The following is a 15,479-nucleotide window of genomic DNA, read 5'->3' on the forward strand; positions in this document are numbered from 1 at the left end:
GCTTTTTAAGCGCAATGTTTTCATTTCTTACGGCTCAGAGTATCGTCATAACATTGCTCGGTATAACTTACATACAAGCCGCACCCGTTTTGTCACAGCTAAATATTGATTACTGGATAAAAACATTGCTCAGTTTTTCTGGTGTCGCGATTTATATGATCGTGTTTTTTCAGATGCTAACAGTCAGTTGTCTTGGGCTCTACTACTTGGGAGACCGTATTCACCAGCCAGAAAATCTCTAACTTGGTGGGTCATTTCTCCCTCCAGACATCGCCTCACCCCACCACTTCAGCCCACGCCTGCCGAATCCCATCCGCCAGCACGCGGGGTTCCTCCGCCCCCTGAATGCCAGACTGGCGGGCGAAGATGAAGGTCGGTACGGAGCTGACGCCCCAGCTTCGGGATTCGCGTTCCATTTGCTGGACGGTGGCGGCGTCCTCGTCGGTGTCTAGATAGGCAAGTACGGTGGCCGGGTCGTGGCCGCAGGCTGCGGCGACCTGGGCGAGGACTTCTGGGGCGCCAACGTTTTTGCCCTGCTCGAACTGGGCCTTGAATAGTCCTTCGACCAGCCCGGCGGCGTCGCCGCGTTGTTGCGCCCAGTGGATCAGGCGGTGTGCCGCCAGCGTGTTGGCGCGCACCTCGATTTTCTCGAAGCGGTAGTCGATACCGAGCGGCGCGCCGATTTCGCGGATGCGCTGCCAGATGCCTTCGACTTGCGCCCGGCTGCCGAATTTCTGCACGAGGAAGGGCAGGTAGGGTTCGCCTGCCGGTGGCGTGTCCGGGTTGAGGAAGAAGGGGCGCCAGCGGATTTCGTGGCGGAAGTCGGGCACTTCGGCGCGGACGAGGTCGATGGCTTGCGCCAGCCGGCGCTGGCCGATGAAGCACCAGGGGCAGACGACGTCGGAGACGACTTCGATGATCAGTGGTTGGTGGTGGCTCATGCGCTTCCCCATTCTTCGAGAAAGCGTGAGACAAAGCTTTCCATGAATTGGTGCCGCTCCTCAGCCAATTTGCGGCCGCTGGCGGTGTTCATGCGCTCCTTGAGGAGGAAGAGTTTTTCGTAGAAGTGGTTCAGGCTGTGCCCCTTGGCGGCCTTGTATGCCTCGGCGCTGGCGTGCATCACCGGCGGCACGGCGGGGTCGTAGAGCGGCCGGCCGGCGTGGCCGCCGTAGGCAAAACAGCGGGCGATGCCGATGGCGCCGATGGCGTCCAGGCGGTCGGCGTCCTGCACGCACCGGCCTTCCAGCGTGCGCATCGCGGTGTGCACGCCGGCGCCCTTGAACGAGATGCTGCGGACGATTTCCACCACCGCCGCGATGACCTCCGCTGGTGCGCCCTCTTCCGTCAGCAGGCGCTCGGCTTCGCGCGGGCCGATGGCGTCGTCGCCGCCGTGGAATTTCCAGTCGGCGATGTCATGGACGAGCGCCGCCAGTTCGGCGATCTCCGCGTTGGCGCCTTCGGCGGTGGCGATCCGCCGGGCCAGCCGGCGGACGCGGTCGATGTGGTGCCAGTCGTGGCCGGAGCCTTCGCGGCTGAATCTGGCCTGGATGTGGGCGGCGACGCGGGCGATCAGGTCGCTCGGCAGCGGGTTCGGCGGTGCGGAGGGGTTTGGCGCAGGGGCAGTCATCGGTGGTGGTGTGTCATTCGGCATCGAGCAGGAGCTCGCACTCGACCATCAGCGTTCGAGCGAGCTCGGAGTGGTAGTTGGGGTCGAGCGCCTGCATCATTTCGTGGGCGGTGAACAGGCCGGCTTCGCGGGAGAGCGTGCTGCGCATGGCGCGCGCCATGTCGTCGCTGAGGCGGGAGAGATGGAGCCGCTCTTCCTGCGTCAGGCTGCGCCGGCTGCGGGCGAGCCAGTCGGCGGCGAGGGCGGCCCCCTGGGCCGGGGTGAGCTCCTGGCCGTGTTCGTAGTAACTGTCGAGGCGCTGGGCGACCAGCGCGAACAGCAGGGCGATGCGGGCTCCCCGGTCGGTGGCTGCCGGGCTGGGGCGTTGCGGGCGCTGCATTGCTACTTGTCTTTGTCGAGCAGCGATTTCAGCGCGGCAAACGGCGAATGGGTGGCCACCGACGCGTTGTTGCGGCTGTCGGTATAGCCGCGGTCGGCCTCGATCTGCTTCTGGTGTTCGTTGTCGTGGCAGTACAGGCAAAGGAGTTCCCAGTTGCTGCCGTCGGCCGGGTTGTTGTCGTGGTTGTGGTCGCGGTGATGCACGGTCAGTTCGCGCAGGTTGGCGTGCGTGAATTCGCGGGCGCAGCGGCCGCAGATCCACGGGTAAAGCTTCAGCGCCCGCTCGCGGTAGCCCTTTGCGCGCTCGTCGGCGGCCTTGCGGGCGTCGGCGACGACTTTATCGAGGCGTTGGTGGTTGATCTCTTTCATGCGTCTTTCCAGTTCAGAAGGCAGCCGCTTCGGCTTCCAGGTAGGCGAGACTGACATACTTGCCGATGTTGTTGTCGAAGCCCTTGGTTTCCTTGGCCCGGCTGGCGACGCGCGGGTCGCGCAGGACCAGGGTCTTGGCTTCTTCCATCGGCTGGCCGGCTTCGACCGCCTTGACGCAGCTTTCGTAGATGCCGGCGAACAGTTCGCGGTTCCACTGCAGCACGCCGGCGCCGGCTTCGCCGTGGCCGGGCAGCCAGATTTTCGTTTTGGTGTTCTTTTCCAGCGCGGCGTAGGCTTTCAGCGTGCCGACGTAGGAGCCGTCGTCCATGTTGGCGATGCGCCCGTTCATCGCCACGTCGCCGACGCAGGTCAGGCCGTCGCCGACGACTTCGACGCAGATGTCGGACGGCGTGTGCGCCTTGCCGTAATGGTGCAGGCGCAGCACGACGTCGCCGAATTTGAGTTCCTGGCCGTGGTCGACCGCAACGCTCGGCGGCACGACCTTGGTGCCCATCGTCGCCTGGTTGGTCCATTGCTCCATCAGGCGGCGCCAGGTGTTGCCTTCCATGCCCTTGATCTGCTCGATGGTGCCGGCGTGGGCGTGGATCGGCATCTCGCCGTAGGCTTCGACGAAGGCCTGGTTACCGAGGAAATGGTCGCCGTGATAGTGGGTGTTGATGATCGCGACGACCGGCTTCTTCAGCGTCTTCTTCAGCTGGCGGATGGCCATTTCGCCGATCTGCACCGAGGCGCCGGTATCGACGGCGACCAGGCCCTTGGGCGTGTCGATGAAGGTCAGGTTGCACATCATCCCCTGGTTTTCCGGGGTCGGGAAACCGTCGGGCGAGAAGATCATCCAGACGTGTTTCGACAACTGGCGCAGCGGGTGATCCTTGACCGCCGGGCCGCGCACGAAGTTGTCGAGGTCCTGGGCAAAGGCGCCGACGGCATGCCAGGGGGTGAATTCGGCGACGCCGAAAGCAGACAGGGCGGCGCAGGAACGAAGAAAATGGCGGCGGTTCATCAGTGTCTCCTGAATTATTAAAATGTCCGCCTATCTTCGCGCCGAAGCCGGTGCTCGTCTACACTTGCCGCATGCGACGTTTCCCGATTTCCTTCCTGCTTCTCACGGCGCTCGGCGCGCTCTGCGCGCTGGTCGGCCTGCTCAGCGTCGCCGGCTTCGGCGCCCTGCTGCACCCGGTGCTCGACGACCCGATGGCCGGCCTCGCCTTCATCGTTTCCGCCGTGGCGCTGATCGGCTCCGGCGCCTTCCCGCTGGTCATCGAAAAACTGAAGGAAGGCGACGGCGGGCCGGGTTAGTCGCGCATCAGCCGCCAGTACTGGACCTTGATCGCCAGCACCGAGCCGGCGATGATCGCTGCCAGCGTGATGAAGGAGCCGAGCGCCAGCGTGGACACGCCGGTGATGCCCTGGCCGATCGTGCAGCCAAAGGCGGTGACGCCGCCGAAGCCCATCAGCGCGGCGCCGATCAGGTGGCTGGCGGTGTCCTCGACGCTGGCGAAACCTTCCCAGCGGAAGCTGCGGGTAGCCAGCGACCAAGCCGCCGAGCCGGCGATGACGCCGAAGACGGAAACGATGGCGACGGTCAGGACGCGGCTGCTGTCCGACCACAGCATGAACAGCTCAAGCGTGTAGGCGACCGGCGCGACGAAGGTCAGCGATTCCATGCGCCCGCTGTTGGTGGCGAGGAAAGCTTCTTCCAGCGTGTCCGGGTGTTCCGGGAGATAGCCGAGGTGGCCGCTGACATACCAGGCGCCGACGACGAGCAGGCCGGTGCCGAGACCGCCGAGCAGGTTGTCCAGTGTCCAGAAGTCGCGGCGCAGCAGGCAGAAGGCGAGCAGGCCGCCGCCGATGGCGAGGACGGCCAGGGTCGCGGCGCTCGTTTCGTCGAGGCCGAGGCCGCCGAGCAGCGACGGAATGTCCTGCCCTTCCGGCATGGCCACGGCGACCGGGTCGAGGAACTTGACGCGGAAGACGCCGAACACGCCGCGCATCGTCATGTAGGCGAAGAGGCCGAGGACGAGGAAGACAACCAGCGATTTCAGGTTGCCGCCGCCGATGCGGATCAGCGTCTTCGAGCCGCAGCCGGACGCCAGCACCATGCCGACGCCGAAGCTGAAGCCGCCGACCAGATAGGACAGCCAAGTCAGGCTGGTAGTCCGGTAGATCGACTTGTCGAGGTCGATCAGGCCGCCGGCGTCAAGCACGCCGGCGCCGAGAATGGCGACGGCAATGGCGAGCAGCCACATGCGCATGCGGCTCCAGTCATTCATGTTGAGGATGTCGGAAACCGCGCCCATGGTGCAGAAATGGGTTTTCTGGCCGATCGCCCCGAAGACGAAGGCGATGGCGAAAGTCAGCCAGAGTACGGTGTTCGGGGAAACGTCGACGTCCATGTCAGGTCCGGTAAGGCGTGGGATCGGGAAGGCCGGCGGCGGCGAAGCCCTCGGCGCGCAGCCGGCAGGAATCACAGACACCGCAGGCGCGGCCGAGTTCATCGGCCTGGTAGCAGGAAACGGTGAGCCCGTAGTCGACGCCCAGCGCATGGCCGGTGCGGATGATTTCGGCTTTGGAAAGGTCGATCAGCGGCGCGTGGATGTGCAGTTTCTGCCCTTCGACGCCGGCCCGGGTCGCCAGGTTGGCCATGGTCTCGAAGGCGGCGATGTATTCCGGGCGGCAGTCCGGGTAGCCGGAGTAGTCGACCGCGTTGACGCCGACGAAGATGTCGCGGCTGCCCAGCACTTCGGCCCAGGCCAGGGCCAGCGAGAGCATGATGGTGTTGCGCGCCGGCACGTAGGTGACCGGAATGCCCGGTTGCACGCCGCCGGTCGGCACGGCGATCGAGGTGTCGGTGAGCGCCGAACCGCCAAACTGGGCGAGGCCGAAATTGATCACCCGGTGTTCGGCGGCGCCGAGCGCCTTGACCACGCGGTCGGCGGCCTGCAGTTCGGCGCTGTGCCGCTGCCCGTAATCGAAGGACAGGCAGTAGCAGTCGAAACCCCGGCTGCGGGCGATGGCGAGGCAGGTGGCGGAGTCCAGGCCGCCGGACAGAAGGACTACGGCTTTTTCGTTCATGGGGCGCGAATATACCCGAATTTGCCGGTCGACCGGGACGGTATCTGCTTGTTCCTGCGCTACAATTTGCCGCTCGCCCCACTGCTCCGGAGAACCAGATGCCGATCCGCCTGACCGCCCTCGCCGCCGCTTTGCTGCTGGCCGGCGCCGCCCACGCCGCCGACCAGATCAAGGTCGGATTCGTTTCCACCCTGTCCGGTCCCGGGGCCGGTCTCGGCGTCGACATCCGCGACGGTTTCCAGCTGGCGATGAAACAACTGAACGGCAAGCTCGGCGGCCTGCCGGCCGAAGTCCTGGTCGCCGACGACCAGCAGAACCCGGATGTCGCCAAGCAGGCGACCGACAAGCTGCTGAAGAAGGACAAGGTCGATTTCATGACCGGCATCGTCTTCTCCAACCTGATGCTGGCCGTCGGGCCGGCCGTTTTCCAGAACCAGACCTTCTACATCTCGGCCAATGCCGGTCCGTCGCAGTACGCGGGCGAGCAGTGCAACCCCTTCTTCTTCAACGTCGCCTGGCAGAACGACAACCTGCACGAGGCGGTTGGCAAGTACGTGCAGGACAAGGGCTTCAAGAATGTCGTCATCGTCACCCCCAACTACCCGGGCGGCAAGGACGCGGTGTCCGGCTTCAAGCGCTACTACAAGGGCCAGGTCAGCGAGGAGATCTACACCAAGCTCGGCCAGCTCGATTACGCCGCCGAACTGGCCAAGGTCCGCGCCGGCAAGCCGGATGCGCTGTTCTTCTTCCTGCCGGGCGGCATGGGCATCAACTTCGTCAAGCAGTTCGTCGCCGCCGGCCTGTCGCGCGATACCCAGCTCTTCGCGCCCGGCTTCTCGGCCGACGAGGACGTGATCAAGGCGGTCGGCGCGCCGATGATGGGCATGTTCAACTCGTCGCACTGGGCGCACGACATGGACAACGCCGAGAACAAGCGCTTCGTTGCCGCCTTCGAGAAGGAATACGGTCGCCTGCCGTCGCTTTACGCCTCTCAGGGTTACGACGCGGCGCTGATGATGGACGCCGCGGTGCGCGACGTGAAGGGCAACGTCGCCGACAAGAAGGCGCTGCAGAAGGCGCTGGAGGCCAAGCGCTTCAAGTCGGTGCGCGGCGACTTCAAGTTCAACAGCAACCATTACCCGGTGCAGAACTACTACCTGCGCGTGATCGGCAAGGACGCCCAGGGTCGCGTCACCAACAAGACGATGGGCACCATCTTCACCAATCATGCTGACGCCTACGTGGCTCAGTGCAAGATGAAGTGACCCAACTGGTTCTCGAGCAGGCCCTCAACGGCCTGCAGTTCGGCCTCATGTTGTTCCTGCTGGCCGCCGGGCTGACGCTCGTCTTCGGCATCATGGACTGCATCAACCTGGCGCATGGCTCGCTGTACATGGTTGGCGCCTACTTCGTCGCCGCCGCGGCGCAGGCCGCCGATTCGTTCTGGCTCGGCCTGGGCGCCGGTGTCGCCGGCACCGCCGGGCTCGGCCTGTTACTCGAACTGACGCTGTTTCGCCAGCTCTACCGGCGCGACCACCTGTCGCAGGTGCTGGCGACCTTTGCCTTGATCCTGATCGCCAACGAGGCGGTGCGCCTGATCTGGGGGCCGGCGCCGCTCATGCTCAACCCGCCGGAAGCGCTGGCCGGGCCGGTCGAGATCGGCGGTTTCTTCTATCCGGCCTACCGGCTGCTGATCATCGGCTGCGGCCTGGCGGTCGCCGCCCTGCTCTACCTGCTGGTGGCAAAGAGCCGGGTCGGCATGTGGGTGCGCGCCGGCGCCGCCAACCGGGAGATCACCGAAGCCCTCGGCATCAACGTGCGGGCGCTGTTCACCGCCGTCTTCGTCTTCGGCGCCGCCCTCTGCGCGCTCGCCGGCGGCCTGCTCGGGCCGCTGCTGGCGGTCCAGGTCGGCATGGGCGAGAGCGTGCTGATCCTCGCCTTCGTCGTCATCATCATCGGTGGCATCGGCTCGATCCGCGGCGCCCTGGTCGGCGCACTGATCGTCGGCGCCGTCGATACCCTGGGCCGGGCGCTGCTGCCGACCTTGCTTAGCGCCGTCCTGCCGGCCGACGCGGCGTCCACGCTGGGGCCGGCGCTGGCGTCGATCCTGATCTACCTGCTGATGGCCGGCATCCTCTTCTTCCGGCCGCAAGGCCTGTTCCCGGCGCGCGCCTAGATGGCTTTCCACCGTTCCGCTCCCTGGCAGCCCGTTGCCGCCCTCGTCGCCCTGCTGGCGCTGGGCGCCCTGCCCCCATTGCTCGACGCCTTCGAGCAGAGTTACTACCTCGGCCTGGCGACGCGCATGCTGATCTTCGCGCTGGCCGCCAGCAGCCTCAACCTGGTGCTCGGCTTCGGCGGCATGGTGTCGCTCGGTCACGCCGCCTTCCTCGGTATCGGCGCCTACGTCGCGGCGATCTGCCACCAGGCCGGCATCCAGCAAGGGCTGCTGGTGCTGCCGCTGGCGATGGCGGTGGCCGGGCTGTTCGCGCTGCTGGTCGGGGCGATCAGCCTGCGCACGCGTGGCGTCTACTTCATCATGATCACGCTGGCCTTCGCCCAGATGGTCTATTACCTGTTCGTCTCCGCCAGCGCCTGGGGCGGCGATGACGGCCTGCCGATCTATGAGCGCCTGCAGCTCGGCAGCTTCAGTCTGGCCAGCGACGCGGCGCTCTACTACACCGCGCTCGGCGCGCTGGCGCTCGCCATGTTCCTTTTCGGGCGCCTGGCCGAGGCCCGTTTCGGGCGCACCGTGCAGGCGATCCGCGAGAACGAGACGCGCATGGAGGCGCTCGGCTACCCTGTCTTCCGCTACCGCCTGGTCTGCTTTGCGCTGGGCGGCGCCTGCGCCGGCCTGGCCGGGGCGCTGCTCGCCAACCAGAGCGGGCTGGCCAGCCCCAGCCTGCTGCAATGGACGCAGTCGGGCACGCTGCTGGTGATGGTGATCATTGGCGGCGTCGGCTACCTCTACGGCGGCGTCGTCGGCGCCATTGTCCTGCTCGGTCTGGAGGAGCTGCTGCTGAGCTGGTTCGCGCACTGGCACATCGTTCTCGGCCTGCTCCTGCTCGGCATCGTGCTGTTCGCGCCGAAGGGCGTCGCCGCGCTGTTCGGGAGGTCGCGTGACTGACAATCTGCTCGAAGTTGCCGGGCTGACGCGTCGCTTTGCCGCGGTCGAGGCGCTGAAGGCGGTCGATTTCGCGGTCGCCGCCGGCGAGGTGCATGCGCTGATCGGCCCCAACGGCGCCGGCAAGACGACCTTCATCCATCACCTGTCGGGGGCGCTGCTGCCCGACGCCGGCCAGATCCGCTTCGCCGGCCGCGACGTCACCCGGCTGTCGATGCACGAGCGGGTGCGCGCCGGAATGGCGCGTTCCTACCAGATCACCAACGTTTTCCTCGGTCTCGCCGCCCTCGACAACGTCGCGCTGGCGGTCCAGGGGCGGCCCGACGCCGGCAGCAGCTTCCGCTTCTGGCGGCCGGTCCGGCGCGAGGCCCGGCTGTTCGACGAAGCCCGGGAGTTCCTCGCCCAGGTCGGCCTCGCCGCAAAGGCGGCGACGCTCGCCGGCAATCTCTCGCACGGCGAGCAGCGGGCGCTGGAGCTGGCGATGGCGCTGGCGACCCAACCGCAACTGCTGCTCCTCGACGAGCCGATGGCCGGCACCGGTCCCGAGGAATCGGCGCGCATGGTCGAGCTGATCGAGCACCTCGCCCGCCATGTCACCATCCTGCTGGTCGAACACGACATGGACGCCGTCTTCCGCCTCGCCGACCGCATCTCGGTGCTGGAGGGCGGCGAGCTGATCTGCACCGGCACGCCGGACGAGGTGCGCAACGATGCCGGCGTGCGCCGCGCCTACCTGGGAGACCACCTGTGAGCGCGCTGCTCGAGATCGTCGGCCTGGAAGTCGCCTACGGCCCGAGCCAGGTGCTGTTCGGCATCGACCTGACCATAGCCGAGGGCGAGGCGGCGACCTTGCTCGGCCGCAACGGCATGGGCAAGACGACGACGCTGCGCGCCCTGTGCGGCCTGCAGCCGGTGCGTGCCGGCAGCATCCGTTTCGCCGGCGAGCGGATCGACGGCTGGCGGCCGGACCGCATCGGCCGTGCCGGCATCGCGCTGGTGCCGGAAGGTCGGCAGTGTTTTCCCAACCTGACGGTCGACGAGCATCTGCTTGCCTTCCAGGCCAACCGGCGCGGCGTCGCCGGGCCGTGGACGCCGGCCCGCGTCTACGAACTCTTCCCGCGCCTCGCCGAACGTCGCAAAAACCTCGGCAACCAGCTCTCCGGTGGCGAACAGCAGATGCTGGCGATCGGCCGGGCGCTCGTCACCAACCCGCGCCTGCTCGTCCTCGACGAGGCGACCGAGGGCCTGGCGCCGCTGATTCGCGACGAGATCTGGGCCTGCCTCGACCGCCTGCGCGGCGCGGGACAGAGCGTGCTGGTGGTCGACAAGTACGTGGAAAAGCTGATCGCCCTGGCCGACCGCCACACCATCGTCGAACGCGGTCGCGTCGTCTGGGCGGGCAGTTCGGCCGAGCTCGATGCCGATCACGCGATCTGGCACCGTTACCTCGGGCTCTGATCAGCTTTCGAGACGGGTCTCGAATTCCGCCAGCGGTACCGGCCGGCCGAACAGGTAACCCTGGAAGGCGCGGCAACCGTGCTCGGTCAGGTAGGCGTACTGGGCGTCGTTTTCGACCCCTTCGGCGACGACGTCGAGGCGCAGCGCGTCGCCCATGGCAACGATGGCGCGGACGATTGCCGCGTCGTCGGGATCGCTGGCGATGTCGCGGATGAAGGAGCGGTCGATCTTCAATTGCTCGAAGGGGAAGCGCTTCAGGTAGGCGAGCGAGGCGTAGCCGGTGCCGAAGTCGTCGAGCGAGAAACACACGCCGAGCGCGTGCAGTGCCCGCATCTTGGCCACCACTTCGTCGACCTTGTCGAGCAGCAGGCTTTCGGTGAGTTCGAGTTTCAGGCGTTGCGGCGCAATGGAAAAGTAGCTCAGCGCGCTGGCCACCTGCTCGACGAAATCCGGCTGGCGGAATTGTCGGGCGCTGACGTTGACCGCCAGCGCCAGGCCGGCGCGGCGCGGATCGGCGGCCCAGCGGCGCAGCGTGGCGCAGGCGCTGTGCAGCACCCAGAGGCCGATCGGCACGATCAGCCCGCTCTCCTCGGCGAGCGGAATGAAATCGTTGGGCAGCACCAGCGCCTGTCCCGGCGGCTGCCAGCGCAGCAGCAGTTCGGCGCCGATCAGGGCACCTTCGGCATTCACTTGCGGCTGGGCGTAGAGGACGAATTCCTCGCGCGCCAGCGCGTGGCGCAGGCCGGCTTCGAGACCGGCGCGGTGGTCGAGCGTTGTCTGCATCGCCTGGTCGAAGAAGCGGGTCGCGTTGCGGCCGGCTTCCTTGGCCTTGTACAAGGCGATATCGGCCTGCTTGAGCAGGGTGTCGACCGACTTTTCGCCGCCGCGGAACAGGGTGACGCCGATGCTCGCCGTGCAGTAATGCTCATGCCCCTCGGTCAGCGGTACCGGATGCGACAGTACCTCGCGGATTTTCTCGGCGATCGTTTCGGCGCTGACCGCTGCCGATTGCGGGTGCGGATCGAGGTCCTCGAGCATCACCGCGAATTCGTCGCCACCCTGACGCGCCGCGGTGTCGCATTGCCGGATCGATTGCCGCAGGCGGCAGGCGATCTCGATCAGCAGGTGGTCGCCGATGTCGTGACCGAGGGTGTCGTTGAGAATCTTGAAGTTGTCGATGTCGATGATCAGCAAGGCGCCGTGTCCGTTGCTGCGCTTGCCTGCCGCGCAAGCCTGGGCGAGACGGTCACGCAGCAGGCGTCGGTTGGGCAGCGCGGTCAGCGGATCATAGAAGGCGAGATGCTGGACTTCCGATTCGGCATGTTTCAGCTTGCTGATGTCGGAGAAAGTCGCCACGTAGCCGGTGATTCCGCCGGTCGCGTCGTTGCAGCGCCTGATGATCAGCCATTCCGGATAGATTTCGCCGTTCTTGCGGCGGTTCCAGATTTCGCCTTCCCAGTGTCCGGCACTATCGAGTGCCTGCCACATGCGCGAATAGAAGATCGGCGACTGGCGTCCGGAAGCGAGGATCTTCGGCGTTCGGCCGATGATTTCCTCCGTCTGGTAGCCGGTCAGGCGGCTGAACGCTTCGTTGATCCAGAGAATGCGTTCGGCGGGATCGGTGAGCATGACGGCAGCACCAATCTGGTTGAGGATGGCGTGCTGACTTCCCGGCGCGACCGAATCGTCAGCGGAGGCCTCCGGAAACTCGAAATTCGACATGACACTCCCTCATGCCTGCGGTTCTAAAGGCAATTTCCATCTTTTTTTAGGTATAAACGGAGTATGCCTTAAGTAAGGTCTGGCCAGCAAGAACGCTTCTCATCAAGCCCGGGACAGCAGGCCGATTTCGCGCTCCAGGACGGTTTCGTCGCCAAGATTGAGTTCGACCAGGCGGCGCAGGTGGGTAACGCTGTCGAGGTCGATTTCGTGGCAGGCCAGGCCATAGGTGTCGCCCTGGTGGTGGACGACGGTGACCGCCATGCGGATGTCGGTTTCGCCGCCGTCGAGGCGAAGATGCAGCACACCCTGGCCGCCGATGCGGGTGTACATCTCGGCGCAGGGACGGATCAGGGCGCCTTTCAGGGAGAGATCAAGGACGTCGACCGGATGTTCGCCGTCAGCCAGGAACAGGCGGGCCGGTCCGGAAAACACGATGCGGGTGAATTGCCTGCGATTCTCGGCCATGTTTGTCTCCCGGGGCTATTTGCCCTGAATGTTACCCCAAAGCAGCTTGTGCAACTGCAACTGAAAGCGCACCGGCAGGCCGTCTTCAAGGATCCAGCCGGCCAGTGCCGCCGGCTCGACGCTGCCTTGCGCCGGCGAAAGGAGGACCGGGCAGCGCGCGTCCAGGCCGTGCGCGTGGACGACTTCGCGCGCCCATTCGTAGTCCTCGCGCGAGGCGATGACGATCTTGATCTCGTCGCGCGGCTTCAGGTGGGCCAGGTTGGCCCACAGGTTCTTCGCCGCTTCGCCGGAATCGGGGGCCTTGAGGTCCATGATGCAGGAAACCCGTGGGTCGACCGGGGCGATGTCGAAGGCGCCGGAAGTCTCCAGCGAGACGTCGTAGCCGGCGTCGCACAGCGCCGTCAGAAGCGGCAGGCATTCCTTCTGCGCCAGCGGCTCGCCGCCGGTGACGCAAACCTGATGCGCCGGGTGAGCGGCGACGACGGCCAGGATGTCGGCGATTTCCATCATTTCGCCGCCGCTGAAGCTGTAGGTGGTGTCGCACCAGGTGCAGCGCAGCGGGCAGCCGGTGAGGCGGACGAAGACGGTCGGCAGGCCGACGCGCGACGCTTCGCCTTGCAGCGAATAAAAGATTTCGGTGATGCGCAATGCCACTTAGTTCTTCTTCTGGCGTTCCCTGGCCTTGGCGGCGGCGGGCGAGGACGGGTATTTCTGGAGCAGGGTTTCCAGCGATTGCGCGGCGCCCTTGCGGTTGCCGAGTTCCTGCTGGCAGGTGGAAATGGCCAGCAGCGCGTCCGGCGCCTTGTCGCTATCCGGGTAGCGGGTGATGACCTGGCTCTGGGCTTCGATTGCCTTGGTGCAGTTATGTTGCGCCGACCAGGCATTGCCCAGCCAGTACTGCGCGTTGGGCGCCAGCGTGGCGGTCGGGTATTGCTGCACGAAGCTGGCGAAGGCGGCGGCCGCTTCCGCGTATTTCGCCGCCTTGAAGAGGTCGAGGGCGGCGTCGTAGCTGCGGGTTTCCGCGCCTTGATCGCCGGCCACCGTCGCCTGCGGGCCGGCATCGCTGCCGGCCGTCGGCGCGGCCTCGAAGCGGCGCAGCCGGCTGTCGAGGTCGAGATAGAAGTCCTGCTGCCGCTGCTTGGCCTGTTCCAGTTCGTAGCTCAGGGTTTCGACCTGGCCGCGCAGGCGGGCGATTTCTTCCGCCTGGCGCTGGATCTGTGCCGCCAGTTCGAGCTGGGCCCGGGCCTGCTGGTCGAAGCGCGCCTCGCTGGCGATCTTCAGGTCGGCGATCTGGCGCCGGGCCTCGTTGTCGTCAAACAGTGCCCAGGCAGGCTGGCTGCCCAGGAGCCCGACCAGCATCAGCAGCGGCAGGCGGCGCATGATCAGAACTCGCCGCGGCCGTCAGGGGCGCGATAGAGGATGTCGGCGCGACGGTTTTCGGCGAAGGCGGTTTCGTCATGACCCGGATTGCGCGGCTTTTCCTCGCCGAGGCTGACCGATTCGACCTGGTCTTCGCGGGCGCCGAGCAGGACCAGGGCGCGCTTGACGGCGTCGGAACGCTTCTGGCCGAGCGACAGGTTGTACTCGCGGCTGCCGCGTTCGTCGGTGTTGCCTTGCAGCAGCACCTTGAAGTCGCGGTTGGCGACCAGGAACTTGGCATGGGCGGCGACCAGCGCCTGGTATTCGCTCTTCACTTCGTACTTGTCGAGATCGAAGTAGATGCTGCGTTGCGAGAGCTGGCTCTTCGGGTCGGTCAGGACGCGCGGCAGGCCGCTGGCGTCGAGGCCTTCGGCGATCACCGGGGTGACGTCGGGCTGCTGGCTGCCGGTGCGGCTTTCGACCGGGGCGCCAGCGTTTTCATCAGGGGCGGGGGTGGTGCTGCAACCGGCGATCAGGGCGAGCAGCAGGGAAAGTGACAATAGTTTTTTCATGATTTTCTCCGACGAGGTTCTATTTCAGGAATGGGCCCCATGCCGGCTCGCGGACGTCGCCAGCGGCAATGGTGAGGCGTTGTTTTATGCGACCGTCGGCGGAGACGGCGGAGAGTACGCCGCGCCCGCCGGTTTCCGTGGCGATCAGGATCATCCGGCCGTTCGGGGCAAAGCTCGGCGATTCGTCCTTGGTCGAATCGGTGAGCACTTGTACCTGGCGGCTGGCGAGGTCCATGACCGCCAGCTGGAAACGTCCCTCGCGCCGGGAGATGAAGGCCAGCGTGCGGCCGTCCGGCGAGGGACGGGGCGAAACGTTGTAGCTGCCTTCGAAAGTGACGCGCTGGGCGGAGCCCCCGTTGGCGTCAACCCGGTAGATCTGCGGACTGCCGCCGCGATCCGAGGTGAAATAGATGCTCGATCCGTCCGCCGCATAGCGCGGCTCGGTGTCGATGCCGGAAGACTGGCTCAGGCGCTGCAGGCCGCTGCCGTCGGCGTTGACCGAGTACAACTGGGAATTGCCGTCCTTGGAGAGGACAACCGCCAGCTTGCGACCGTCCGGCGACCAGGCCGGGGCCGAGTTGGAGCCCTTGAAGTTGGCGACGATGCGACGCTGGCCGGATGCCAGCGAATGCACGTAGATCATCGGCTTCTTCTTTTCGAAGGAGACATAGGCGAGGCGGCTGCCGTCCGGCGACCAGACCGGCGAGATGATCGGTTCGGCCGAGGTCAGCGCGGTGGCTGCGCCCTGGCCGTCGGCGTCGGCGACCTGCAGCAGGTACTGGCCGCGCGATTTGACGACGTAGGCGATGCGCGTCGAGAAGACGCCGCGTTCGCCGGTCAGCTTCTCGTAGATGAAATCGGCGATGCGGTGGCCGGCCATGCGCATCTGCGCCTTGCCGGTGACATAGACGGCGCCGCCCAGCGGCTCGCCCTTCTGCGTGTCGTAGAGACGGAAACGCGCCTCGATGCGACCGTCGGCCGCGCGCAGCACGCTGCCGGCGGCCAGCGCGTCGCTGCCGCGCGCTTTCCAGGCGGCGTAATCGACCGGCGCATTCTCGTCCATCACGCCGGCGTTCGGCGGCACCATGCGGAACAGGCCGCTGCGTTCGAGGTCGGCGCGGACGATCTCGGTGATGTCGCGCGACAGGCTGGCGTCGCCGGCAAATTCGGCGATGGTGACGGGAATCCGGTTGGCGCCGGCGCCGGTGATCTCGATCGAGAGCTGGGCCTGGGCCAGGCCAGCGCCGAGCAGGCTGAAAATCAGGAAGATACGGCGGGAAATTCTGGACATTGGTGGCGGTTTCTCTGAATT

General features: G+C 66.1%; 19 protein-coding genes. 6 read left to right on the top strand and 13 right to left on the bottom strand.

The features are described from left to right. Positions 1-275: 275 nt before the first annotated feature. The 5 genes from ACLIIZ_RS01700 to ACLIIZ_RS01720 are packed head-to-tail and all read right to left on the bottom strand — an operon-like array spanning position 276 to position 3,398. A complete protein-coding gene (locus tag ACLIIZ_RS01700; protein ID WP_416690470.1) occupies positions 276-941 on the bottom strand; it encodes a DsbA family oxidoreductase in 666 nt (221 codons plus the stop codon). Next, a complete protein-coding gene (locus ACLIIZ_RS01705; RefSeq protein ID WP_416690471.1) occupies positions 938-1,627 on the bottom strand; it encodes an HD domain-containing protein in 690 nt (229 codons plus the stop codon). Before ACLIIZ_RS01705 ends, ACLIIZ_RS01700 begins: the two co-directional genes overlap by 4 nt. A 13-nt stretch (positions 1,628-1,640) precedes the next feature. After that, positions 1,641-2,006, bottom strand: coding sequence for a hypothetical protein (locus tag ACLIIZ_RS01710; RefSeq protein WP_416690472.1), 366 nt, complete (start codon positions 2,004-2,006; stop codon positions 1,641-1,643). A 2-nt stretch (positions 2,007-2,008) separates the two neighbouring features. Next, a complete protein-coding gene (locus tag ACLIIZ_RS01715) occupies positions 2,009-2,374 on the bottom strand; it encodes a YajD family HNH nuclease (RefSeq protein ID WP_416690473.1) in 366 nt (121 codons plus the stop codon). 13 nt (positions 2,375-2,387) lie between these two features. After that, entirely contained in the window at positions 2,388-3,398 is a 1,011-nt protein-coding gene (locus tag ACLIIZ_RS01720) for an MBL fold metallo-hydrolase (protein ID WP_416690474.1), read from the bottom strand. A 50-nt stretch (positions 3,399-3,448) separates the two neighbouring features. On the opposite strand from ACLIIZ_RS01720, the gene ACLIIZ_RS01725 reads away from it, so the two are divergent. Next, positions 3,449-3,694 (top strand): hypothetical protein, encoded by a 246-nt coding sequence (locus ACLIIZ_RS01725; RefSeq protein ID WP_416690475.1) that lies wholly within the window; start codon positions 3,449-3,451, stop codon positions 3,692-3,694. Here the strand turns inward: ACLIIZ_RS01725 and ACLIIZ_RS01730 are convergent. After that, positions 3,691-4,791: a YeeE/YedE family protein gene (locus tag ACLIIZ_RS01730; protein ID WP_416690476.1), complete on the bottom strand. Its 1,101-nt coding sequence runs from the start codon at positions 4,789-4,791 to the stop codon at positions 3,691-3,693. The two genes, ACLIIZ_RS01725 and ACLIIZ_RS01730, sit on opposite strands and share 4 nt — an antisense overlap. 1 nt (position 4,792) lies before the next feature. Further along, entirely contained in the window at positions 4,793-5,470 is a 678-nt protein-coding gene (gene queC, locus ACLIIZ_RS01735; RefSeq protein WP_416690477.1) for a 7-cyano-7-deazaguanine synthase QueC, read from the bottom strand. 98 nt (positions 5,471-5,568) lie between these two features. Between queC and ACLIIZ_RS01740 the strand changes: the two genes are divergently transcribed. The 5 genes from ACLIIZ_RS01740 to ACLIIZ_RS01760 are packed head-to-tail and all read left to right on the top strand — an operon-like array spanning position 5,569 to position 10,049. Then, positions 5,569-6,735: an ABC transporter substrate-binding protein gene (locus ACLIIZ_RS01740; protein ID WP_416690478.1), complete on the top strand. Its 1,167-nt coding sequence runs from the start codon at positions 5,569-5,571 to the stop codon at positions 6,733-6,735. After that, complete coding sequence (locus tag ACLIIZ_RS01745) at positions 6,732-7,646, top strand: branched-chain amino acid ABC transporter permease (RefSeq protein WP_416690479.1); 915 nt, start codon at positions 6,732-6,734, stop codon at positions 7,644-7,646. Before ACLIIZ_RS01740 ends, ACLIIZ_RS01745 begins: the two co-directional genes overlap by 4 nt. Continuing rightward, positions 7,647-8,594 carry a branched-chain amino acid ABC transporter permease gene (locus ACLIIZ_RS01750; protein WP_416690480.1) on the top strand — a complete coding sequence of 316 codons (948 nt, stop codon included), beginning with the start codon at positions 7,647-7,649 and terminating at the stop codon, positions 8,592-8,594. Beyond that, positions 8,587-9,342, top strand: coding sequence for an ABC transporter ATP-binding protein (locus ACLIIZ_RS01755; RefSeq protein WP_416690481.1), 756 nt, complete (start codon positions 8,587-8,589; stop codon positions 9,340-9,342). The genes ACLIIZ_RS01750 and ACLIIZ_RS01755 overlap by 8 nt, the downstream gene beginning before the upstream one ends. After that, on the top strand, positions 9,339-10,049 hold the full coding sequence (locus ACLIIZ_RS01760) for an ABC transporter ATP-binding protein (RefSeq protein ID WP_416690482.1): 711 nt from the start codon (positions 9,339-9,341) through the stop codon (positions 10,047-10,049). Before ACLIIZ_RS01755 ends, ACLIIZ_RS01760 begins: the two co-directional genes overlap by 4 nt. Here ACLIIZ_RS01760 and ACLIIZ_RS01765 read toward each other — a convergent pair whose 3' ends face one another. The 6 genes from ACLIIZ_RS01765 to tolB form a co-directional block, all read right to left on the bottom strand. Further along, the gene (locus ACLIIZ_RS01765) at positions 10,050-11,771 is read right to left on the bottom strand and encodes a putative bifunctional diguanylate cyclase/phosphodiesterase (protein ID WP_416690483.1); all 1,722 of its coding nucleotides are present in this window, start codon (positions 11,769-11,771) and stop codon (positions 10,050-10,052) included. Between the two features lie 102 nt (positions 11,772-11,873). Further along, complete coding sequence (locus ACLIIZ_RS01770) at positions 11,874-12,236, bottom strand: PilZ domain-containing protein (RefSeq protein ID WP_416690484.1); 363 nt, start codon at positions 12,234-12,236, stop codon at positions 11,874-11,876. Between the two features lie 15 nt (positions 12,237-12,251). After that, positions 12,252-12,890 carry a 7-carboxy-7-deazaguanine synthase QueE gene (gene queE / locus ACLIIZ_RS01775; RefSeq protein ID WP_416690485.1) on the bottom strand — a complete coding sequence of 213 codons (639 nt, stop codon included), beginning with the start codon at positions 12,888-12,890 and terminating at the stop codon, positions 12,252-12,254. Beyond that, on the bottom strand, positions 12,891-13,616 hold the full coding sequence (gene ybgF / locus ACLIIZ_RS01780; RefSeq protein ID WP_416690486.1) for a tol-pal system protein YbgF: 726 nt from the start codon (positions 13,614-13,616) through the stop codon (positions 12,891-12,893). Between the two features lie 2 nt (positions 13,617-13,618). Then, positions 13,619-14,167, bottom strand: coding sequence for a peptidoglycan-associated lipoprotein Pal (gene pal, locus ACLIIZ_RS01785; RefSeq protein WP_416690487.1), 549 nt, complete (start codon positions 14,165-14,167; stop codon positions 13,619-13,621). 19 nt (positions 14,168-14,186) lie between these two features. Then, complete coding sequence (gene tolB / locus ACLIIZ_RS01790; protein WP_416690488.1) at positions 14,187-15,458, bottom strand: Tol-Pal system beta propeller repeat protein TolB; 1,272 nt, start codon at positions 15,456-15,458, stop codon at positions 14,187-14,189. Positions 15,459-15,479: the final 21 nt, after the last annotated feature.

This window comes from Azonexus caeni, assembly GCF_048146105.1.
Taxonomy (GTDB): Bacteria; Pseudomonadota; Gammaproteobacteria; order Burkholderiales; family Rhodocyclaceae; genus Azonexus; species Azonexus aromaticus_B.